Genomic DNA, 22330 nt, shown 5'->3' with positions numbered 1-22330 from the left:
CGTTGTTTGAGAGGAGATACGAATGCAGGAAACAAATATGGTCAGGAATATTGCAATAATTGGTCATGGTAATTGTGGTAAAACTTCTCTTGCTGAGGCAATGCTTTTTACGGCCGGAAAAATAAACAGACTTGGTAAGGTTGATGACGGCAATGCAACCATGGATTATGAGGAAGAGGAGATTGCCAGAAAAATATCCATCAACACCAGTTTTCACAATTACAGCTGGAAAAAACACAGTGTATTTCTCATCGACACCCCCGGTGACGATAATTTTCTCAATGAAACCGTTTTTGCCTCCCATGTCTGCGACAGTGCTTTGTTTACCATTGGTGCCGTGCTCGGGGTAAAAGGGCAGACCGTTAAATTCTCGAATATTATTAAAGAGAGAAAATTACCCACGCTCATTGCCATCAATAAAATGGATCGTGAGCGTGCCGATTTTCACAAGACTGTTGATGAAATTAAGGAATCACTGGCCTTTAATCCGGTCATTGTTCAGCTGCCCATTGGCGCCGAGGATAATTTTAAAGGCTATGTTGATATCATCAGTGGCAAGGCATATCTGTTTGATGGCGAAAAAGGCGGGGTGCAATCCGTTGATGTTCCGGCGGAATTAGCCAGCGAGGTGGCTTCGTTACGGGAAGCTCTGATGGAAAATGTGGCGGAAACTGATGATGATTTGATCGAAAAATTTCTGGAAGAAGGGGAGCTGACCGAGGAAGAATTGCTGGCTGGTCTGAAAAAAGGCATTGCGGCTGCGGCATTAGCCCCTATCTGCGTCTGTGCCGCAACGCTCAATAAAGGGACCGCCCCTCTGCTGGACATCATCAACGACCTGATGCCGTGTCCGTCTGATCGTCCGCCTATCCTGGCTAAAAAAGAAGGCAGGGATGAGATGGTCGAGATTCAACCAACGGCAGATGCACCTTTTTCTGCGCTGGTTTTCAAGACCATGGCCGACCCCTATGCCGGTCGTCTCACTATTTTACGCATCTTCAGCGGTGTTCTGCAGGGCGATACCTTTTACAATTCGACAAAGAAGACATCAGAACGATTCGGGCAGCTGTATGTGCTCGAAGGAAAAGAGCAAAAGCCGGTCGAGAGTGGTGGGCCGGGCATGATCATCGCTCTTGCCAAACTGAAGGAAACGGCGACCGGGGATACGCTCTGTGATGCGGCAAACCCGGTTGTGCTGGATGCACCTGAGCCGCTGCAACCGGTGATATCTTTTGCCGTAAGTGCCAAAAAAGGTGAAGAAGAAAAGGTCTTTTCTTCTATTACCAGGATGCTTGATGAGGATCTGACCTTACGGCTCACCAGGCAGCCGCAAACCAAGCAGGTTCTTCTCTCGGGAGTCGGCAGAGTGCATCTTGATGTGGTCGGTGCAAAGATCAAGAGGAAATTTGGAGTGCAGATGGAGTTGAGTACCCCCAAAATTCCTTATATGGAGACCATTCGGTCATCGGCACGGGTGCAGGGGAAACATAAAAAACAAAGTGGCGGCAGAGGCCAGTTTGGCGACTGCTGGATTGAGATATCTCCTTTACCGGGCGGTGGGTATGAATTTGAGGATAAAATTGTTGGCGGGGTAATTCCGCAGCAATATCGGCCGGCAGTCGATAAAGGTATTCAGGAGGCGATGGAAAAAGGCGTTCTGGCCGGCTACCCGGTGATCGATGTAAAAATTGCCCTCGTTGATGGATCCTTCCACAATGTCGATTCTTCTGAAATGGCTTTTAAGATTGCCGGGTCTCTGGCGTTTAAGAAAGGGGCCCAGGAAGCAGGACTGATCTTACTTGAACCCTATATGAATATGGAGATCAAGGTAGGAAAAGACAGTGTCGGCGATGTTATGGGCGATCTCAATTCCCGTCGCGGCAAGGTTATGGGGATGGACTCGGCGGATGGGCTGGAGGTGATTAATGCTCAGGTGCCGCAATCGGAAATTTTGTCCTATGCAACAGATCTGACGTCGATGACCGGCGGGCTTGGTAGTTTCAATATTTCTTTTTCGCACTATGAAGAAGTTCCGGCACAAATAGCTGAAAAGATCGTTGCTGAGGCAAACAAGGAAAACAATTAACCCCGGCAACAACCTTTGCGGGAATCTATGCAATCCCCCTCTCGAAGGGGGGAATTCCTTCACGAAATACCTTTCTTGTAAAAAACAAGAAAGGTATTTCTTAGTTACTAAGGACACATTGTAGCTGCTATGCACGAAAATTATTCTTTTGCTGTTCTCACCATGAGCGATAAAGGCTCGCGCGGGGAGCGGGAAGATACCAGTGGCGCCTATCTGCAGGAGAGGTTGCGCAAAGAAGGGTATATTCTCCAGTCGTATCAGGTGATTGCCGACAACAAACAGCAAATCATCGATAGTCTTCTCGACCTGGTCGATATGCAGAAGATATCCCTTATCGTCACCACCGGGGGGACTGGAGTTTCGCCATCGGATATAACTCCAGAGGCGATGACTCAGGTCATTGAAAAGGAGATACCCGGGATGGCCGAGGCAATGCGGCATGCCAGCCTTGCCAAAACTTCCCGTGCCATGTTGTCTCGGGGCAAGGTCGGCATACGTAAAGAGAGCCTGATAATTAACCTGCCCGGCAGCTTAAAGGCTGTAAAAGAAAATCTGGAAGTAGTACTGCCGGTTATTCCCCACGCCCTGGAAAAAATACTGGGAGGGGAGAGTGACTGCGGAGTCGTATAAATAAAAAAGGAGAGTGATGGATGTCCGACACTCTCCTTTTCTATTTTCCTGATAGTGCGCCTATTGTCGTATCTCAACCGTTGTGGTTTCTCCTTCAGCCATCGGTGCAATTTCACCGATGATGTAGGCCTCTTCTCCGACCGCTTCAAAGTGGTGCTGGATATCTTTTGCCTGTGCTTCGTCGACGATCACCAGGAGGCCTATGCCCATATTGAAGGTGCGATACATCTCGTTCTGAGGGATATCGCCGAGTCTCTGCAGGAATGGAAAAATGGGCGGCAGGGGCCAGGCAGTGCTATTGAGGACTGCCTTATACCCTTTGGGCAGAATGCGTGGGATGTTGTCGATAAATCCGCCGCCGGTGTTGTGCACCATGCCGTTTAAAGGGTAGTTTTTTAAGACGTTCAGAACCGACTGAACATATATTTTCGTCGGTTTCAAAAGTTCTTGTCCCAGCTCACAGCCGAGCTCTTCTATGTACTGTCCGACATCCAGTTTATGATCGGCAAAACAGATTTTACGCACCAGGCTATAGCCGTTCGAATGCAGGCCACTGGAGGTGAGGCCGATGATCTGGTCGCCGGCGCGGATATCCGAGCCATCAATTATGGCGTCCCGGTCGACAATGCCGGTGACAAATCCTGCAAGATCGTAATCCTTGTTCTGGTATAATCCTGGCATTTCAGCCGTTTCTCCGCCAACAAGCGAGCAGTGCGCCTGGCGGCACCCTTCAGCAATTCCGGAAATAACAGCTTTGGCGATGGACATCTCCAGTTTACCGACGGCGAAATAATCGAGAAAACATAAAGGGGTGGCACCTCCGACCACAAGGTCGTTGACACACATAGCCACCAGATCTATTCCGATCGTGTCATGTTTGTTGCAGAGGTGAGCGATAGCCAATTTTGTGCCGACACCATCGGTTGAGTTGACGATAACCGGTTTTTTGTATTTATTGGTATCGATAGCAATATGCGATGAAAAACCACCGATACCACCCAGTACGCCGCGCTGATGGGTGGTGGCGACAATTTCTTTGATTTCTTCGATGAATGCATTGCCTTTGTCGATATCTACACCGGCTTCGCTGTACTTACTCTTATGTGACTCGCTCATAGTAACAGGTTGTTGTCTTTGTTGTTTTTTTGGGATCTGGAAATAGATCAAAATACAGGAGTATATGAAAAGCTATATTATTAGGGGTGATCTAAAAAAGCAATGCAATTACACCATATCACAATAAATCTATCACAAAAGGCAGAGCCTTGTTACGTGCAGGTTGAAAAAAAACCGGTGTTTTGTTAGATAACCTTGATATGAAATTATTGACACTTCTTATCGGTCTTATTCTGGTTCTGGAAGGTCTGCCGTATGTTGCTGCACCGGAAGCGATGCAGGACTGGCTCAAAAAATTGAGTGGCATCAGGCCTGCCCAACTTCGGTTTATGGGACTTTTTGCGATGGTAATCGGCATAGTGATTATTTTCGTGGTGCAGAGAACCTCTTTCTTCCTTTAGCCAGCCCTTTGATCGTCCGGCAGCAGGATGACCTTCCAGGAATTTCCTGCCTCTTCACCCTGTCTGTTCCGTGGTTGTCGTTGTCTTGGGCGTCTTCTTTGTTTGAATGTGCCGCAATGTCACCATCTGGCTGGTGTCGTTAGCAAAAAATATCAAAATAGAGCCTGGCCGGCAACTGCGGTGTAAACTGCGTGACGTACGAGCTATGCCCCCCCCTCAACCCTGACACATTAAATATATAATAATGAACGGTGGAAGGTATGGAAAATAGTAATAAAACAGAGCTCATAGGTAATGAAGGGATGGTCATCCTCAATATGGTCCGGCGCTTGAATCGGCGCGGCGCGAATGAACATTTGATGAAGCTCATCAAGAAGACTCATCCTGCCGACATGGCCTGGGTTTACCGGCATCTGACCGAAGCTGAAAGGATAGCTGTCTTCAATATTATTGTCAAAACGGGCTCGGTCGGGGAATTTTTGAGTGAACTCGATGGCCTGCTTGTCACTGCTCTGGTCGATGGACTCACCCCGCAATATATGGCAGAGGTTCTCTCGGATATGCCGTCAGACGACGCGGTTGATATTCTCGAGGTGCTCTCCGATCCTATTGCCGATGAAATCAGAGAGCACATGGATCAGAAGGATCGGGATGAAGTTGAAGAGCTTCTGCAGTACGATCCGGAGACGGCCGGTGGGCTAATGTCGCCTGATTTTATGTATCTCGATGAAGAAATGATGGTCAGCGAGGCCATAAAAAGCGTGCAGAAACGAAGTGAAGAGAAAGAGATGGTCTTTTATCTCTATATCACGCATGGGGAACATAAGCTGTCTGGAGTTGTTTCGCTGCGGGAATTGCTGATGCATCCCGAAGAGAGAAAACTCAAAGAAATAATGAACCCGAATGTCATTTCCGTGACAACCGATACCGACCAGGGGGAAGTTGCTCATGTTGTGGCGAAGTACAATATCCTGGCGGTACCGGTGGTGGACTCAAATTATACTCTGGTCGGCATTGTTACAGTTGATGATATTATCGACGTTATCCGGGAGGAGGCTACGGAAGATTTTCTGCAGATGGCAGGAGCAGGAAAAGACCGGGAAATTTTGCTCAAATCAACGAGGCAGAGCGCGCTGATCAGGGCTCCCTGGCTCCTGGCTTCGTGGGTAGGCGGCGTGACGGTAATGTTTATTATCGGTTCGTTTGAAGAAGAGCTGTCCAGGATAATAGCTCTTGCCTCTTTTATTCCGATAGTAATAGGCATGGGAGGCAATATTGCCACGCAGTCTTCCACCATTGTGGTGCGAGGGATTGCCACCGGCAGAATAAATCTTGATGAATCCTATCGAGTGGTTTTGAAAGAGATGCAGGTGGGGCTCATGCTCGGACTAATCTATGGGCTGTTTCTAGGTATTGTTGCCTACCTGGGATTCTCAGAACCCGCGCTACTGGGTGTGGTCGTCGGGTTGTCGATTTTCTTTTGTATGGTCATGTCGGCTACTCTGGGGACGGTAATACCGCTTATTCTCAAGAGATTCGACATCGATGCGGCCATTGCAACAGGTCCTTTTGTGACTACCTCTATTGATATCCTTGGCGTTTTTATGTATTTTTCCATCGCCAAGCTTTTCCTCCGACTGTAATGGTACGGCCTCAGGCCGTGCTCTCACGAAATACCCCGCATATAATCATTGCTGCCTGACCACCTCGCATCTATCCAATTCGCTTTTAGACGTTCATGGGGACAGGTTTTAAATCATTATTTCCCAGGCTGGTCTTTCTGTGCCGTTTTTTTCAGATTTTGGCGTGACTCGATATTTCTCGACCTGGCCAGCTCGCGCATGTCCTTTGTTTTGTCAGATTCATCAATGATTTCCCGGCCGACAATTTCTTCGAGCACGTCTTCCATGGAAATGACCCCGGTCATTGTCCCGTATTCGTCGACGACGATAAAAAGATGTTGTCGCCGATCGAAAAAATCGATGAGGATGCGATGCAGTGGCGCGGTTTCCGGAACAAAATGGGCGGGCCTTTTGAACCGGGACAAGGTGAGCTTGTTTTTGCCTTCCGCGGCTGCCTGCAGCACATCCTTACGCATGACGATACCTGTAACATTGTCAGGTTCCCGGTTGTATACGGGGATGCGGCTGTGACTGCTCAACTCGGTGAGTGTAGCCATGGCATTCCCGACAGTTATATGTTCATTTATGGAAAAAGTTACGGTGCGTGGCGTCATTACCTGCCGAACAATTTTCTCTTTCAAATCGAGGATATTGTTAATAACCTGCGCCTCATTTTCTTCAATATCTCCCGATTGTCTGGAAAGGGCGGCAATAGTCTGTATTTCTTGGGAAGATATGCTGTCCTCAGCTCGGTCCGGCAGCAGCTTGGTCATGGATCTCGATACCCAGACCACCGGCTTGAGCAAAAAAACCATAGCGCGCAAGGGGTAGGTAATAGTCGGTGCCAGCTTGATGGCATAGGCCACCCCGATGGTTTTCGGTAAAATTTCGGAAAAAACAAGAATTGACAGGGTGAAAGCTGCAGAGAAAAGAATAAGATTCTCGTCGCCGAAAAGTTTTGCAGCAGCGGCACCGGCAACGGAGGCACCTATCGTGTTGGCGATGGTATTGAGGGTGAGTATTGCCGTTATGGGCTGTTCTATGTCTGAACGGAGATTTTGCAGGTGCTCAGCTGCGGCATGGCCATTTTTCCTTAACATTTCCACCTGGCTTGCCGTAACAGTATATAGTACCGCTTCACATATGGAGCACAGGGCGGAGACAGTTATGGCAAGAGCTATTGAAATAATTAATGTATGCAGCACTGTACGGTAACCTCAATAAGTTTATCCGATCCTGAACGGCAGAATATGCAGGGATCGTGGGAATAATTGAATTGAAGACTGAATATATAACTATTCTCAATCGATATTTGAATTATATTGTAAATGACCGGATGGTAAAGAGCGAGAAAATAAACAAATATAAAGGTGAAGAATGAAGAGTGCAAAAATAGTTATGTCACAAAAAAAAGTGGAAGAATATTCTGGACCATTACTGGTGCTCTTTGTTGCCCGGAATACCGATGGAGCTCTTATCTGCGATACGCTCCCCGACTCAACGTTGCAATGGCTGGAGAATTTAAAGGAGTTCACCGGCAAAAAAGAGCAATCTCTTCTTTTGTATCCGGAAGCTGGTCGACTGGCAAGCTTACTGCAATGCAGGAGGCTTCTGCTGCTTGGCCTCGGGGAGTTGAGTGAAGCCGCACAGGTCGACGAGACGAGAGAGATGCTGAGAGTTGCCGGCGGTACCATTGCCAGTCAGTGCCGGCAAAACAAGATCGAAACCGTTGCTGTCTGCATCCCATCTTTCCCCGGGCTGGATCCTGAAACCGTGGGAGAATATGTGACCGAAGGGACACTTCTTGGGGCGTACCAGTTTTTAAAATATAAGAAAAAAGATGACGATGCGTATCCTGGGCTCAAGAAGCTAGAATTGTTTTCAAGTTCCGGCAGATCAAAAACAGGCAAAGCAGCCGACAGGGGCAGGAGCAGTGCCCTGGCCGCATGTGCTGCACGGGATATGGCCAATGAGCCGGGGAATGGCTGGACCCCCCGCCATTTTGCTAAATATGCGCAGAAGATCGGCAAAGAGCTGCAGCTGCACTGCACCGTTCTGGAAAAGGCCGATATGGTTAAACTTGGTATGGGCGGGATTCTTGCGGTAAACAAAGGTTCGGAAGAACCGCCAAAGCTGATTGTTCTTGAATATAACCCCCAGAAAAATGGCGAGACGGTGCTGCTGGTCGGTAAAGGACTCACCTTCGATTCGGGTGGTATAAGTCTCAAACCGGCCCAGGGCATGATGGACATGAAATATGACATGTGCGGAGGTGCCGCAGTGCTGACGGCAATAGAGGCCATTGCCCGGGAAAAGTTGCCAATAAGGGTGGTGGCTCTTGTTCCGTCAACGGATAACATGGCGGGCGGTGGAGCATTGAAACCTGGGGATATTATTACTCATTATGGTGGAATTACCTCCGAGATCGAGAATACTGATGCGGAAGGCCGTCTTATCCTGGCCGATGCCCTGGCCTATGGCATAGAAAAATTTAAGCCCACCTGTGTAATCGATCTGGCGACCCTAACCGGCGCTGTCATCATTGCCCTTGGGCATCATTATTCCGGGTTGTTAAGCAATAGTGATGTGCTGGCTGAAAAACTTGCCGAAGCCGGCAGCATATGCGGTGAACCTCTCTGGCGCTTACCGCTGGGGAAGATGTATAGCAAACAGCTGGAATCAAAAGTTGCCGACACCAAGAATACCGGAGGGAGGCCGGCAGGCTGTATTACGGCGGCGGAGTACTTGCATCAGTTTGTCGGTGAGGTTCCCTGGGCCCATCTGGATATTGCCGGCACAGCCTGGGATTTTACAGAAAAATCATATATTCCCAAAGGCCCATCCGGTGTCGGGGTGCGAACGTTGATCGAGCTGCTCAGGCGATGGGAGCAAGGTGCATTGACAGGCGTGCCAGCATAACCGGCGATGGGATAAAAAATTCCGGTGCGAGCGCAGGAGTGTGGATGGCTTGGATGAGCAAATATAAAGCGGAGAAATTTTGCGTAAAATTTTAGTAATTGATAACGAAGACCTCGTTTGTAAGACTTGCCAAACCGCCTTGGCTGAATTTGGGTACGGGGTGAGTTGCGTACGTGAAGACCAGGTTGCCGCCATTGCGGATAAAGACAGTTATGTCCTGGCCATAGTTAATGGAATCCTTGAGGATATGACGGAGATTGCCGCTTTTGAAACCATGCGGCAGGCCAACCCGGCTCTTGCCGGAATACTGGTTACCGGCCATGCCAGCTCGGAAATAGTCATTGACGCCATGAATAAGGGGTTCAGCAGAGTTTGCAAAAAACCACTTGCTGCGCCCCAGCTTATCGAGGCAGTGCATGAAATTCTGAAAATAACCGATCTTCGGGAAGATGTAACCCGGATGAAAATATTGTTGCCACTCTATACTCTCGGCCAGAGATTCATTGCAGCGGAATGTGAGCAGGATATTTACGAGGAACTAGCCGATGCGGTTGCCCGTGAGGTGAACGTTCCGTCGGTGTCCGTGATGATGTTCGACGAAAGTGTCAACTCCTTAAAAATCGTTGCTTATCGTGGTCTTGTTGCCAGTTATGTTGAAGATCTGCAGATAAAACCCGGCGAGCGGATTGCCGGTAAGGTGTTTCAGTCCCAGCGGCCGATTGTTCTCAATAAAGCCAATCATCATCTGAATCCTTATCATGATCTGATGAAGCGAAAAGAGCTGTCGGCCGCTATTTCCTTGCCGATTGTCAGTAAGGGCAGAGTACTTGGGGTTCTCAACGTAAGTGAAACCAAGGACGGCATTTTGTTCAGAGAAGCAGATATCGAGATGCTGTCGATCATCGTCGGTCAGGCTATGATGGCGCTGGAAAATATTCGTTTCATCCGGGAAAAGGAAGAGAGCAGCAGGATCAGGGCCCAGCTTGAACAGTATGTTTCTCCTGAAGTTTCCAACATGCTGGTGCAAAAAAATCAGATTCTAACCGATGTCGGAAGTGTTCAGCAGTTGACTGTTCTCTTCGCCGACATACGAAATTTTACCCTGCTCGTCCAATATCTGGAACCAATCCATCTGCGAGTATTTCTCAGCAGTTTTTTCGATATGTTTGCGAGTGTTGTGTACTCTCAACAGGGGATGCTCGATAAATTTATGGGCGACGCTGCGCTTGCTGTCTTTGGTGCCCCGGTTAAACTTGATAATCCAAATGTCGCTGCGGTTTCTGCGGCGCGAGACATTATGGCCGAGTTTGAAAAAATACGGATTGTCTGGGAGCAGGAAAACGCCATCTTTAAAAATGTGGGGCTGGGTATAGGCATCAGCCGGGGACCGATGTTTTTAGGGAATGTCGGTTCTTCCACCCGGCTCGATTATACGGTCATCGGCCAGGATGTGAACATCGCTCAACGGTTGGCGGCGATAACGGATTCAGGACAAATACTCATAACCGACCGGGTCTATGCTACCCTGGATGGTGCTTTCCCGATCAGAACCGAAAACAATATGCTGCTGCGAGGCATGGAGTCTGAGGTTGCGGTCTATTCCTTGTCGGCTTCTGCATCTGATTAATGGTGGAATATATTGCTGTGCCAGAGCCTGTTGATGCGTCATTACTGTGCAAATTCGACAATATATTCTCTTCCGTCGAGGGTGATCTCATCGAGATCCCGGAGCTGTCTTCCCCGCCGGGTTTCGGGAAGGTTATTGACCATTACTTCTCCGTTCTGGATCCTCATTTTTGCTTCAATTCCATCCTGGACAAGATCTGCGAGCTTTAGGAACTGACCGAGCCGAATCGGCAGAGTCGTTACCTTTATTGTTTTTTTTTGTGCTGACATATTTTATGATCTCCAGTTGGCCTGAGGGATGCTCAGGGGGTGGGGCGAAGGTAAAATTGTTCAAATAAATCAAATATTATGGTATAAATTTTCACTTATTGTTTCTTGTTGATTTATTTATTCTTTTCGTTCATGCTTTACCGCGATACGGACCCGGCAGGATGTAAAGATATATACATGGAGAAACGCTGGAAATCACGTTTAATAATTTTAAAAGGGGGTTGTGGCTATGCAGATGAGGCAATTGAAATCGGTTGGAAGAAATGTCGGCGGTATCCTGGCGTTATTGGCCTTGCTGGGAATCCTGAGCGGATGTGCCAACAATATGTTCGGCGGAGCAGGAGCCGGCGCGCCGAAGGGAAGTGATGGTCTGGATGCAATGGCCACCATGGTGGACGGCTACGGTGATATCGAACTGCCCCTTGAGATGAGTCTTTCATCGGATAAAAGCATTGCCATGCAGACGAATTCTTTCCAGGGTGGTATTCATAGCTACAGCGGGCGGGTGCAGATTGGTTCACTCAAAGACTATATCGTCAGCTCAATGCGCAACAACAAGTGGAAACTGGTTGGCGAGGCCTCGTATAAAAATATCATGCTCGCTTTCCTGAAACCCAATAAAACATGCATGGTTGTATTGTCTGAAGGCATTGGTGGAACATACGGCAAAACGGAGGCCGTGTTTTACGTGACGATCGACCTGGATGCGGTCAATCAAAATAAAGGCTTTGCTGCACCGACTCAGCAGTAAAGCGTCAAGGGTGGGGGAGAGGCGCGACCTTCTTTTCCATCACGACAAAAGGCAACAAAAAAACCACTTGGCAAGAATATTGCCAAGTGGTTTTTTTGTCACATGGCAACCCCAAGGGGACTCGAACCCCTGTTCCCGGCGTGAGAACCCCTTTTGTTGCATGCTTCTTCAACATAACAGGAATATTCTCAAATTGTAGGACTAGCCAACTTGTTCTTATGTGCAATGAAAACAACAGTCTGGCTCTTCTCGGTAGTGTCGTGGTATCAGTCGTGCTGCCTAACGCTTTTCCCGAAGAGATCATCAAAAACAATCTGGAATCAGTGAGCTGCGAGAGCAAGTAATTCTTGCTCGTAACTGCACAAAAGATGAGGGTAGGTTTCTCGGAGTCGGCTTGCAGGAGCAGGCTTCAAACCACCTTAAGTTGCTGTGGTAACGAGCGATGGTGGTAAACGTTAAGGAAATGGCTCGGCAAAAACAGGTTAGGCATGGATTATGGAGACGAGCGCAACCGAACCACTGATGAAGTGTCGAAAGATTAAGGGTGTCGTCAAAACTGGGAACTGTTTCTAGTCCAGGATAAGTTCGGTGAAAAAATGTTTACTGCCCGATCGGCGACCGGCATAAAGGTGGCGTGTACGTGATCTTGGCTTTGATGTGGAACGTGGGAACCTGTCGTACCGATGCCATGGGAGAAATCCAAGTGGAGGACCCACAAGGATGAGAGTACCGATGCGGAGCACAGGGGCGGATTACCTCGTAATAGTGATCAAGTCACTGTAATGGGTGGCGCGAAGGGGGGAACATGTCTGAAGTTACTTATTGGTCAACCTGCGATGGGAGGAACCTTCGAGTGATGCAAACCTCACCGAGTGGGACATGAAGAGCCGGATGAGTCGAGAGATTAGAACTGGTGGCAACACATGAACAACCCGCCCTGGAAAGATCCCAGGAGATGATCGATATGGCTGTCCCTGTAGAGTTGTTGCTATCTGCATGCCAAAAACTACCTGAAATCTTCGATGAACTGTGGCAAAAAAGTCTCCATCCCAGCATGGGGAGGTGATTGAGCAGGAATGAGGCCGGGGGTATAGCCCCGGTTGCTAAACGGTTCCAGTAAATGAGCATTCCGGCTCATGATGTGCACCGGCACCGACCATGGTTCTCCTGCACCGGTCAATTGGAGATTTGGCTGGTGATCTCCCATGATGATGATCAAGCTGTCGGTACTGACATACTTTGCAAGGTAGTCCCCCAGAATGGTGAATTCATAGTCCAAAGAGCGAAGATAGGCCTCTCCCGCATTTTTGAGATCAGGCCAATAAATGGGGTAGTAGATCAGCTGGCGGTCTTTATAGACACTGCCGTCACCAATACCTTCCCAATCGGTAATGAATGGCGGTTGAATACTGAAGGCCGCGTGACTGCTGATCAGCACGTAGCGGACAAAGAGCGGTTGCTGGCGTTTGACGAATTCCCGGCGGCGAACCCAGTCGAGCACAAACTGGTCTGACATCGGGGCCCAACCGAAAGTTGGCCCCCGGTAATTGAAATGCCAGGCGTAATAATACTGGTCATAACCGAAAGCGGACCCTTCAGGAAAAGCAAAGCGGGTTCCGGGCATCACAGAGACTGTACGATAGCCACTTTCAGCAAAATAGGAGGCCAGAGGCGGCAGAGCGGAGTGCAGCAATGCTTTCTCCTCTAGATGGTTTCCAACCTTCACCCCAAACTCCAGAGAGCTGTGGGCCAGCGAGGATGAGCCGCCGTAGGTTGGAGAGACAAGGTATGATGAGACGGCGGTGAAACCGTGCCGATCGAGGATCTTGGTAAAGTCGGTCATGGTGGCCGCCATCGCCTGTCGGTAACGAGGCTGGCTGAAAACGACGTGACCATAGGACTCAACCATGAACAACAGGACATCGGCACCTTGCAGACCGTTGAGGGGGAAGGGGCCTGTTCCCCTGTCCCGGGCAGTTTTTTGCAAGCGATTGACAATGGCCTGCTGGTGGCTGATTTGCTGCCGGATAAGGAGGGTCTGCTGGCCAAGGCGGGCGGTGACCGGGGGCTTGACCGTTGGCCATTCCCAGATGAGGCCTGTGCAAAGAAGAGAGCCCGACAGAATCAAAAAAAAGAGCCGAACCCGCTTGTCTAAAAGCGTTCTTGCCGCGGTCTGCCAGGCGTACCAACTCGCAACTATGGCTCCCAGCACTACCACCGTCACCTTTGTAGACATCAGCAGGAAATCTCCATGGCGGGAGGATGTCTTAAGCAAGTCATAAAGCCCGAGGAGGTAAGCGGAATCGATGTAGAGGTTCAAAGGCCGGTTAAGATACATGGGCACACCGGTATCCCCGATGCGGAAAAGGCGCAGGGCAAGAAAAACCCCCCATACCGTCAGGCTGGTCACAAAGAGAGGACGTTTTCCGAAACAGGCCGCCACGGCGAGTAGGCTAAGCAACAGCCAGACATCAGGAGAAGGCTGCAAGAGCTGCCAGGACCAAACATAGTTGGCCGGATAGTTGAGGTTAAGCAGGACGCTGAGTATGAGAAGAGCTGCCGAAAGTTTGAACAGTGATGAGAAGAGGAAATATCCCGGTTTCATGGCGGGGCTGGAAGGCGTCGGGCCAGGATATCAAGATGGCGAGCCAGAAGTGACAATTCACCGGCCTCGACCTGACGGCGTCGCACACTTGCCCAGGCAGCCAGGCTGGATGGCGGGCTGGGCTTTTTAGCAAGTTCCTTCTCCACAGTATCAATGATTGCATGCAGGAAAAAAACCTCATCTTTTGAGTAACGACGATCACGGGGATGGACGATCCAGTCCGAACTTCCGGCAGCCAAAAGATCCAGGGGCGGACCTTGCAAAAAGCCCAGAAGTCTTCGACCCGTGTGGCTTGCCCCTCTGAGCCGCGTTTCCATGGAGGCATGATAGAGGCCAATGATCTCCTGGTCATCTTCATTCTCCGGCAGGAAAAGGGTCTCGCCATCAAAGTTGCAGGTGAAATAGGCCATGCCATTAGCGGCAAGGCGTGACAAAAGTCGGTGAAGCACAACTGGAAAATCAACCAGATCAAGCACGGCATGGGCTATCACCAGATGAAAAGGAGTGAGTGCATCCGCCCTGTCGGCGAGCTCTTCGGCACTGGCAAGAGCAAGGCTCAGCGAGATATCAGCCCTTGACGTGTGCAGATCACCACCATATTCACCCGACCACAACAAAGCATGACCACGACGCTTTGCCCACTGCGAAAGATATTGCCGTGCCGCTGCCAGTTGGCCGGGATCACTGTCGGTGGCAACATAGGTAGCAGGACCGGTCAGCAAACCCCTGTCAACCATTCGTTCGAACATGGTGCCGATACCGGCGCCTATCTCAAGAATATTCAGCGGCTTACTCCTTGGGGTCTGCTGCAGGGAGGAGTGCAGTGTCTTCCACACATGGTGATTAAGCGATTGGTCATCAATGGTCTTCTTGGCGGCGAGGTAACGGGAATCAAAGCTGCGATCGGCTGCATCCCTTATCGCTTGGCGACTTTCACTGTTTATGCGATTATTTTGTCGCATCGAAGTCTTCCCGTCTGGAGGTCTTAGGATTTCGAGACCGCCCGGTAATTTCTCTTTGATCCTGAAAACCCTTCATTTCCCGGAGAAAGGAGTCAATGGCTGCCACGCTGTCCTGCCAGCCCGGGCTGCGGGCATAGGTTGCACAGGCGGCAAGCGCCAGACGCTGCAGATCCTGTCGATCTTTGTGTAGTTTGATGAGCAGCGGCCCCAATCCAGCGAGGTCGTCAGGCGCCAGCAGAAAGCCGTTCACCCCATGATGTATGGTTTCGCCTGCAGCCCCATTTTGGCAACCGATGGCCGGCAGGCCAAAGGCCATGGCTTCCAGGATCGCGATACCAAAACCCTCGTAAGCATAGGGCATACAGAAGAGATGGCTGTTGCTCAGAACCTCAATCAGTCGGGCATCCTGCAGGGGGCCGAGGAACCGGACCGAATCGGTCAGGTCAAGTTGCGAGCAGAGTTGTCGTACCTCGGCTGTATGTGCGGGATCGAAGTCAAGACCACCAACCACTGTCAAGCGCCAGACCTTTCGGTCAACCTTATGCAGCGCTCTGAGCAATGGCAGCAAGCCTTTTCTGGGGATCACAATACCAAGAAAGAATAATTCCAGGGGCCCGGGGCGCTGGGTTCGTTTTTCGATAACTTGAGCTGAGAGAGGGCTTCCCAATCGGTCTCCGGCCGGGTAGGCGATAAGCTCGGGCCGATTATGGTCGACCAGGGATCTCACTTTCCTGCGGGTAGTTTCCGAGTTGCAGATAAAACCATCAACCGAGGCAAGAAAGCTCCTTTCGGCGAAAGCCAGCAGCATATTGTGCCAGCGATGGCGTGGTTCGTCGCAGAGGATATGATGGACGAGGGCCACCAGAAGGGGACGGGTTTTCTGCCGAAGGAGTTGTTTGTTCGGCAGAAAAAGCGACGGATGACAGAGTTCGTCCTGAATAATGATATCGAACTTTTTATTCAGCATGCAGCGAGCAGGCCACTGGGAAAAACCACAGAGCAGCTTTTGGAGATAGCAGCCGGATGGAAGACTGATAACCTCCACCTCATGGCCAAGCCGCTTGAGACCTTGAACCACAATCTGGTCATAGAGATAGCCACCGGTGAGAGTATCAAGGCTGCCGTATATGATAAAGCCGATACGCATCAGATGGTGGTGCGGTAAGAAGTCCAGGCGATATCGTTCTCCCAGATTTTGACGGTAAGGGCTTCGAGCTGCAATGACCCAAGCCGCTCTCTGAAAATTTCCTGTAATATTGTGGCCAGCCGCTCGATGCTGGGGTTGATGCCTGCGAAGGCGTCGAGCGCGTTGAGGGTCTGGCCCTGGAAATCTGCGACCACCTCGTCCAGATGGCGTTCCACCTCGACAATATCAACCAGGAAGCCATGGCGGTCCAGGTCCTTTTTCTCCAGAATCAGCTCTATTCGGTAATGATGGGAATGTTCGACATTCTCCTCACCCCAGTCACCACCGATAAGGTAATGCCGGGCATTGAATTCGCGCGCTACTCCGAGATTGTACATGGCATTATCTCCTTGTTTTATCAGACAGTTCCTCTGTGCTTTGATAGTCGAAGATGACCTGAATCGTCTCTCCAGGCCTGTGGTCGATGAGGGCATAGGCTAAGGCCGCATCTTTCAGACCAAATCGATGGGTGATGCAGCCTGAGGGGCGAACTTGCCGCAACATCTCCCAGGCCAGATCCAGCCGTCGACGGTTCTGCCATCGACCGGTCAGTTCAGGGGCCAGACTGCTCACCTGGGAACTGATAAGCGAGATACGGCCGCGGTGAAAGAAGGAGCCGAGGTCCAGTTCCGCCTTTTTCGCGCCATACCAGGAACCGACCACCACCCGGCCATTAAAGCGGGTGAGCGAAAGAGCGGTATTCAGTGCCGACGGATTACCAGAGAGTTCGTATACCAGATCCGCCACACCACCCTGGCCCGGAACCCCGCCCAACCAGCTGAAGGAGTCAGCATCCTCAGGGGCAAAGCTCTCGCCGGCACCAAGAGCAATGGAGGCCTTGCGCCGCAGCGGGTGAGCGTCAAGCGTCGCGAGAGTGGTCAAAGGAAAACGGGCGAGCAGAGCGGTAGTGAGAAGACCAATGATGCCCTGACCGATAACAACAATATTTTCGCCGATCAGCGGAGAACCGTCCAGCAGCAAGTTAACCGCAGTCTCCATGCTGGGCAGAAAGAGGGCAGTTTCATTATCCAGGTCATCAGGAACAGGATGAAGGGTGTCAGGTTTCGCGCAGAAGAGGTTTTGGTGGGGATGGAAGGCGAAGACCCGGCGGCCAAGCCAGTCGGCTGATACGGTCGCCCCCTTGGCAACTACCCGGCCTACCGCACAGTAGCCATAGGCAAGAGGGTAGGCAAAGGTTCCCTCAAGGGCGGCAATGGTGCTGTCTACCGAGACTCCCGGTGGCCACTGCCCCCGGTAAACCAGCATCTCCGTCCCGGGACTGACGGCCGAACAGTACGTCTGCACCAGAACTTGATCGGCGGCGGGTTGCGGTGCCTGCCCGATCTTTACCTCAACCCGGCCCGGCTCGGTAAATTCGAGTCGATGCTGCCTCATTGCGTCTGCCACTGCGGCCTACCCCAGAGGATGACATCCGAGCCGCAGGATTGGTAGGACGCGGGATTGAGATGCAGCTGAGAACCATCACCGACAACATGCCGGCTCAATACTGTAAGGCCTCCCACCAGGCGAGGGGCGATAGTGATGATGACCTGGTCCACCAGACGTGCCTCGAAGAAGCTGGTAATTACCTGGCTGCCGCCTTCCACCATGATGCTTCTGATGCCCCTCTCGCCAAGTTGATGCAGCAGATGCGGCAGCGCAACTCTGCCCAGAAGATCACCGTTGCAGCGAATGACCTCTGCGCCCCGACTTTCCACAACCCGGATTCGCTCGGGGTCGCTTCTGTCGACACAGGCCACCCAGCAACGGTGGTCGGTCCGCTCAAGCAGCCGTGCCCGCAAAGGGATGCGCAGTTTACTGTCGAGAACAATTGGTTGGGGGTTTGTTCCTTCGATAAGACGTACGGTCAGCTGGGGGTTGTCGACCACCAGGGTATTGATCCCGATGACAATGGCATCGCTGGCGGCACGGATGCGATGGGTCAGGACCATGGCCTGGTTGCAGCTCAACCGAAGCGGTTCTCGATTCCGGGTGGCAATACTGCCGTCCAGACTCTGGGCGTAGGATACAATGACCAGCGGCCGGTGGTGACGTTCGAAGAACTCCCTTGACAGACTTGGCAGTTGGTCAAGCCAGACTTCCTGGTGACGATCATCCATAGGCATCCTTTAGCGGCGACGCAAAGCAAAATATCCGATCTGTTTCCGTGCCGCGTAGCTGTAGGTATTTGGTGTAGTCCGTCAAATACCATGTTGACAGGATTTTCAATCTTTCCGCTAAATGGGCTGCGTTGCTCCGCCATTCTGCGGTTATTTCAGGGCATCGTTTGACACTGGCTCAGCTAATGTACCCTTGATGATAACGGCCTTCCTGCGGCAAGTCAAATACTTCATGGCAAGCCCTATGCCAGCCAGTGTAAAGAGAAGATCACGGAACCGAATGATCAGGCAGAGACTCAGCCCAAAGGTGCCCCCCAGCCCAAGGGTTGCGGTAACCCAGGGCAGAGCTGACTCGAGAACACCGATACCCGCCGGTAAGGGCGTGAAAAAGGCCAGGCGTGCGACCACGACCACCGCGGTCAGATGCCAAAGCGACAAAGGAAAGCCAAGAAAGAGGGACATCAACCAGAATTCGGTAAAGACCCCAAGCCAGTGAGCCAGCGAGAGCAGGTTGGCAAACAGAAATTGGTGGCGGTTCCCCCGAAAGACAGATTCGGCCGTAGTCTCTCCCCGGACAATGATTTCCATCAAAGCTCCATTGGTCCATGGAATGAAAGGGCAAAGCCTCTTGAGCAGAAAGACAGACCGGGAAAGTGGTCTTCTGCCGGTAAAGAGTGCGGACAGAATCCAAGTAAAAAGCGCCAGCACGGCAATGACGAAGAACAGACCCTTGCTCCCGGCAAAGATGTCGTTTTCGGTAAGGACCAGAATGCCCATGGAGAGGGACAGGACGACAAAGCTTGCCAGAAGTTCCAGCAACCGGTCCACGATCACCGATGTCGAAGCAGAAGACAGACTCGTTTCTTGTCGATGGTTCAGAAGGTATATAGACAGGGGTTCTCCGCCGAAATGGGGACCGGGGGTGAGGTAGCTGATGGCGTTGGCGGCGGTGCGATAGGCGCAGAGAGGGAGCAAACCGACCGGCGACCCCAGGGTCCTTAAAAGTAACCACCACCGGGCCGTCATCAAGGTCAGCAACAGCAGGTTGACAGCTGCAATGCTCAGGATGGCCAAGGGGCCGATTCCGGCCAAAAGAGCCCACACCTCGAGCCAGGCGACACCCCGCAGCGCATGCCAGGCCAGTGCCAAACCGAGCAGCCCGAAAAGCCAGCGCCTGCTCCGTGACATCGCCCGCCTGAGAGTGGCAGATATGCATGAACCCTCGGCTGTTGATGTGGGAGGCGGGCTCATGGGACCTTCCTTGACTTCATGACTGCGTTTTCGTTACGACGATAGAGTATCCTGTCTTCAGGCGCCCAGAGGGACATGGTTCCCGTGCCACTCAACATCAGTGCGGCAGCGGAGACAAAAAGAGTCCCTGAAAAAAAGGATGTTCCTAATGGCGATAGCGTGCTGCCAAGCAGCAGGACCAGAAAAAGAGCTGCGCTGCGGCCCATAAAGCCAACAATTGCTGCCAGAATGCAGAGGCTCAACGCCAGTTGCCAGGCCAGGGGGAGTCGATAATCGCCGGGGTCGATGAAGGAGTATATCCCGCCAACCAGAATTATCAGACGAAGGACAATTGGCACCTTTGTCATCAAGGACCTTAACCAATGATCCAGGCCTGCCTGCTGGTCCGCATCTGTTTTTATCCGGCAGGACACGACCAGCCAGTCCCGTAAGAAACCGACTAACAGCGGCGTCATGAAAATATAGGCGGCAACAAAGGTGAACGGTGGATTAAAGATCGGCAAAAGGACCATCCCCACCAGGCCCATCTGGCAGCCGGCGATTATCCGCGAATAGGGACGCGACCGCAAAGCGACCACGGGAAGAGCGCTCTTTTGCCGCAAACTGATACCGAGGATAAACGGGTAATAGGCCAGTCCCACCAGGAGGTAGATAACCGGCACTTGACCGAGAGCAACGGCCAGCAGGGAGGCCACCAGCAGGCCTGCGGCGTCGGTTTCAATGTCCAGCCGTTTGCCGAGTTCTGTCTCCTTGCCTTGCCTTCTGGCAACAAAACCGTCGCATAGATCAGCCAGGGAGATGCCGAGATAGATGAGCCCTGGAGCCCAGGATAGTCCATTTGAAATTTCCAGTCCCTGACTCTGCATGGCCAGTGGTAGGAATCCGGCAAGTGCTACAATAGCCCCGGCACGGAGCAGGGTGATCCAGTTGGCTGCTCCCAGGGTAGAAAAGAGCTGGCCCTCTTCAAAAAAACGATGGTTGCTCGCCAGATGACCTGACAGATATTGTTGCAGGTAGATCGCTACCACCAGCCCGGGGAGAAGCGCCAGGACGGTGATCGGTTCGTCTTGAAGGAATGACCAGAAAAGGAATACGGTCGTCAACCAGGGGGAGAAAAGGAGCATTGCGGCAAACCGCGATTGGTGCCGCAATCGTAACAGTGCCTCCTGTCGGTGCTCGTCTTGGGAGATGAACTTTTCTGGATGTCCTCCAGTGGTATCTGACGGATTTTTCATTGCAACAATCCTTCCCGTAAGGCTATGATCGTTGTCTCTTGCAGCCCCGCCTTTTTTGTCAGATAGTCTTCGATAGTACCGTAGTTTTTTTTAAGGTGATCAAACATGGCAACCAAGAGTTCGGTCGGTGCCTGTAGATAAGGTGCGGCTTTTTCGGGCCCTACACCCAAAGCAGCAAACTCGGCATAAATCGATTGCAGCCGTTCGGCATTGCAGATATTTGACTGATCATAATCAAAGAAGATGTTCGCCTCCTGCACGCCAAGTACTTTGAGCAGCAATGCTGCACAGATTCCAGTGCGATCCTTGCCGCCGGTACAGTGAAAGACCAGCGGCAGATTGGCGGAAGAGGCAGCAAGACTGATCACTTTGCCCCACACAGGTCCGAAATCGTCAAGATATCGCCGGTAGAGTTCGATGAAAAAATCCATGGACAGCCATCTGTCGTCTCCTTTCCGCAGTCGGTCGATGGCTGTCGACGGGTCAAAGCCCTGGGCCTCTATGGGCAGAGAAAGCAGACGCATTGTGTCGCTTACGGGCAGGAGGTCCGGAGCCTTCTGCTGCTCGCGCACAGTTCTTAGATCGCAAACCAACTTGAACCGGAGACTCTCGAGAATTTGTTGATCTTCCGCAGTGAGGCGGGAGAGGTGATCCGAACGATAGACCAGTCCCTTCTTTACCCGGCGAAATTCGGCTGTCGGGTACCAGCCAAGGTCGCGAAAATTTGTTGCCCCTGTGAGCGGTAATCTGCGATCTCCAGGAAAAGTATCGGTATTTTCAGTCATTTGGCAAGCAAGACAAAACACCCGCCGGAATTGGACTTTGTCGATAGAGTATGGGGGCATGAGTGTCTTTCATCATCTGGATCATTTTTTCCGCAGTGCCTCGATTGTTACCAGAATATCGACGTCCTTGCCGACTGCACCCATCTGGTAATATTTCCCATCGCCAACGTTATATGCCAGTCGGTCAAGGGTCAAACGACCATTAAACCCTGCCACTTCCATGTCAGGTGCTAAAGGATTTTCTCTCATTCCCTCAAAAGTAAGAGGTAGAACCAGCTCTTTAGAAACATCTTTTATGGTCAATATACCGCTCACGTTGTAAATGTTTTCCTCTGCCTTGGTAATACTCTGGCTGGTAAATGTCATGAATGGATATTTTGACTCATCAAAGAAATCGGCTGACCGTAAATGCCTGTCACGCTTGCCTATCCCGGTGTCAACACTTTTTACTTTGATTTCAAAGGAAATTGTACTGTCCTTGAGGTTGTCCGGATCAAAGCGAAGCGTTCCCCTGTAATCGGTGAAGCGGCCTTGAACTTTAGCATAGATATGATCGACGCTGAAATAAAGGTTTGTATGCTCTTCATCAATCTTCCAGGGACGAACCTCGGCGTGCAGGGAGCGTATTATTGGTCCGACGTTTAAGACGATAATGAGGAAAACAAGTAATTTCTTGTTCATGTGCACCTCCGATTGTGAAAAAACAAACCTCGGATGAATATATTTAATGTCTCGAGGTTTATAAGGGTAAGGTTCCCATGCTCA

The 22330-nt window shown here is 51.1% G+C and carries 20 protein-coding genes; 7 read left to right on the top strand and 13 right to left on the bottom strand.

Features of this window, described 5'->3' with window-relative positions; translation table 11 throughout:
* The first annotated feature begins 22 nt into the window (after window positions 1-22).
* Entirely contained in the window at window positions 23-2086 is a 2064-nt protein-coding gene (gene fusA / locus FCL47_RS05940; protein ID WP_136812550.1) for an elongation factor G, read from the top strand.
* A gap of 129 nt (window positions 2087-2215) precedes the next feature.
* The gene (locus tag FCL47_RS05935) at window positions 2216-2716 is read left to right on the top strand and encodes a molybdenum cofactor biosynthesis protein B (protein ID WP_136812549.1); all 501 of its coding nucleotides are present in this window, start codon (window positions 2216-2218) and stop codon (window positions 2714-2716) included.
* Window positions 2717-2776: 60 nt separating this feature from the next.
* On the opposite strand, the gene purM is transcribed toward FCL47_RS05935, so the two are convergent.
* A complete protein-coding gene (gene purM, locus FCL47_RS05930; RefSeq protein WP_136812548.1) occupies window positions 2777-3832 on the bottom strand; it encodes a phosphoribosylformylglycinamidine cyclo-ligase in 1056 nt (351 codons plus the stop codon).
* A 200-nt stretch (window positions 3833-4032) separates the two neighbouring features.
* Between purM and FCL47_RS05925 the strand changes: the two genes are divergently transcribed.
* Together FCL47_RS05925 and mgtE are read left to right on the top strand one after the other, a co-directional pair.
* Window positions 4033-4233 carry a DUF2065 domain-containing protein gene (locus FCL47_RS05925; RefSeq protein ID WP_136812547.1) on the top strand — a complete coding sequence of 67 codons (201 nt, stop codon included), beginning with the start codon at window positions 4033-4035 and terminating at the stop codon, window positions 4231-4233.
* Window positions 4234-4493: 260 nt separating this feature from the next.
* Window positions 4494-5876: a magnesium transporter gene (mgtE, locus tag FCL47_RS05920; protein WP_136812546.1), complete on the top strand. Its 1383-nt coding sequence runs from the start codon at window positions 4494-4496 to the stop codon at window positions 5874-5876.
* A gap of 116 nt (window positions 5877-5992) precedes the next feature.
* Here mgtE and FCL47_RS05915 read toward each other — a convergent pair whose 3' ends face one another.
* The gene (locus FCL47_RS05915) at window positions 5993-7060 is read right to left on the bottom strand and encodes a hemolysin family protein (protein ID WP_167496383.1); all 1068 of its coding nucleotides are present in this window, start codon (window positions 7058-7060) and stop codon (window positions 5993-5995) included.
* A 193-nt stretch (window positions 7061-7253) separates the two neighbouring features.
* Here FCL47_RS05915 and FCL47_RS05910 point away from each other — a divergent pair, with 193 nt between their 5' ends.
* Together FCL47_RS05910 and FCL47_RS05905 are read left to right on the top strand one after the other, a co-directional pair.
* Window positions 7254-8774: a leucyl aminopeptidase gene (locus FCL47_RS05910; RefSeq protein WP_240744152.1), complete on the top strand. Its 1521-nt coding sequence runs from the start codon at window positions 7254-7256 to the stop codon at window positions 8772-8774.
* Between the two features lie 79 nt (window positions 8775-8853).
* Window positions 8854-10401 (top strand): adenylate/guanylate cyclase domain-containing protein, encoded by a 1548-nt coding sequence (locus FCL47_RS05905; RefSeq protein WP_136812544.1) that lies wholly within the window; start codon window positions 8854-8856, stop codon window positions 10399-10401.
* Window positions 10402-10442: 41 nt separating this feature from the next.
* Here the strand turns inward: FCL47_RS05905 and FCL47_RS05900 are convergent, their stop codons facing one another.
* A complete protein-coding gene (locus FCL47_RS05900) occupies window positions 10443-10670 on the bottom strand; it encodes an RNA-binding S4 domain-containing protein (protein WP_136812543.1) in 228 nt (75 codons plus the stop codon).
* Window positions 10671-10899: 229 nt separating this feature from the next.
* Here FCL47_RS05900 and FCL47_RS05895 point away from each other — a divergent pair, with 229 nt between their 5' ends.
* Window positions 10900-11421 carry a hypothetical protein gene (locus FCL47_RS05895; RefSeq protein WP_136812542.1) on the top strand — a complete coding sequence of 174 codons (522 nt, stop codon included), beginning with the start codon at window positions 10900-10902 and terminating at the stop codon, window positions 11419-11421.
* A gap of 1006 nt (window positions 11422-12427) precedes the next feature.
* On the opposite strand, the gene FCL47_RS05890 is transcribed toward FCL47_RS05895, so the two are convergent.
* From FCL47_RS05890 to FCL47_RS05845, 10 genes are all read right to left on the bottom strand, one after another.
* Window positions 12428-14026: a hypothetical protein gene (locus tag FCL47_RS05890; protein ID WP_136812541.1), complete on the bottom strand. Its 1599-nt coding sequence runs from the start codon at window positions 14024-14026 to the stop codon at window positions 12428-12430.
* Window positions 14023-14988 carry a bifunctional 2-polyprenyl-6-hydroxyphenol methylase/3-demethylubiquinol 3-O-methyltransferase UbiG gene (locus tag FCL47_RS05885; protein WP_136812540.1) on the bottom strand — a complete coding sequence of 322 codons (966 nt, stop codon included), beginning with the start codon at window positions 14986-14988 and terminating at the stop codon, window positions 14023-14025. Before FCL47_RS05885 ends, FCL47_RS05890 begins: the two co-directional genes overlap by 4 nt.
* Window positions 14975-16135, bottom strand: coding sequence for a glycosyltransferase family 4 protein (locus FCL47_RS05880; protein ID WP_136812539.1), 1161 nt, complete (start codon window positions 16133-16135; stop codon window positions 14975-14977). Before FCL47_RS05880 ends, FCL47_RS05885 begins: the two co-directional genes overlap by 14 nt.
* Complete coding sequence (locus FCL47_RS05875) at window positions 16135-16512, bottom strand: 6-carboxytetrahydropterin synthase (RefSeq protein ID WP_136812538.1); 378 nt, start codon at window positions 16510-16512, stop codon at window positions 16135-16137. The genes FCL47_RS05880 and FCL47_RS05875 overlap by 1 nt, the downstream gene beginning before the upstream one ends.
* Before the next feature lie 4 nt (window positions 16513-16516).
* Window positions 16517-17569, bottom strand: coding sequence for a zinc-binding alcohol dehydrogenase (locus FCL47_RS05870; protein WP_136812537.1), 1053 nt, complete (start codon window positions 17567-17569; stop codon window positions 16517-16519).
* Entirely contained in the window at window positions 17566-18294 is a 729-nt protein-coding gene (locus FCL47_RS05865; protein WP_167496382.1) for a dihydrofolate reductase family protein, read from the bottom strand. Before FCL47_RS05865 ends, FCL47_RS05870 begins: the two co-directional genes overlap by 4 nt.
* Window positions 18295-18444: 150 nt before the next feature.
* Window positions 18445-19482 (bottom strand): lysylphosphatidylglycerol synthase transmembrane domain-containing protein, encoded by a 1038-nt coding sequence (locus FCL47_RS05860; protein ID WP_167496381.1) that lies wholly within the window; start codon window positions 19480-19482, stop codon window positions 18445-18447.
* A 59-nt stretch (window positions 19483-19541) separates the two neighbouring features.
* Window positions 19542-20780, bottom strand: a complete 1239-nt coding sequence (locus FCL47_RS05855; RefSeq protein WP_136812534.1) for a CDP-alcohol phosphatidyltransferase family protein — start codon at window positions 20778-20780, stop codon at window positions 19542-19544.
* Window positions 20777-21565 carry a tyrosine-protein phosphatase gene (locus FCL47_RS05850; RefSeq protein ID WP_167496380.1) on the bottom strand — a complete coding sequence of 263 codons (789 nt, stop codon included), beginning with the start codon at window positions 21563-21565 and terminating at the stop codon, window positions 20777-20779. The genes FCL47_RS05855 and FCL47_RS05850 overlap by 4 nt, the downstream gene beginning before the upstream one ends.
* 81 nt (window positions 21566-21646) lie before the next feature.
* Complete coding sequence (locus FCL47_RS05845) at window positions 21647-22246, bottom strand: YceI family protein (RefSeq protein ID WP_136812532.1); 600 nt, start codon at window positions 22244-22246, stop codon at window positions 21647-21649.
* Window positions 22247-22330: the final 84 nt, after the last annotated feature.

Origin of the sequence: Desulfopila sp. IMCC35006, assembly GCF_005116645.1 — a bacterium.
Classification (GTDB): domain Bacteria; phylum Desulfobacterota; class Desulfobulbia; order Desulfobulbales; family Desulfocapsaceae; genus Desulforhopalus_A.
This window is presented reverse-complemented; position numbering and strand designations above follow the sequence as displayed.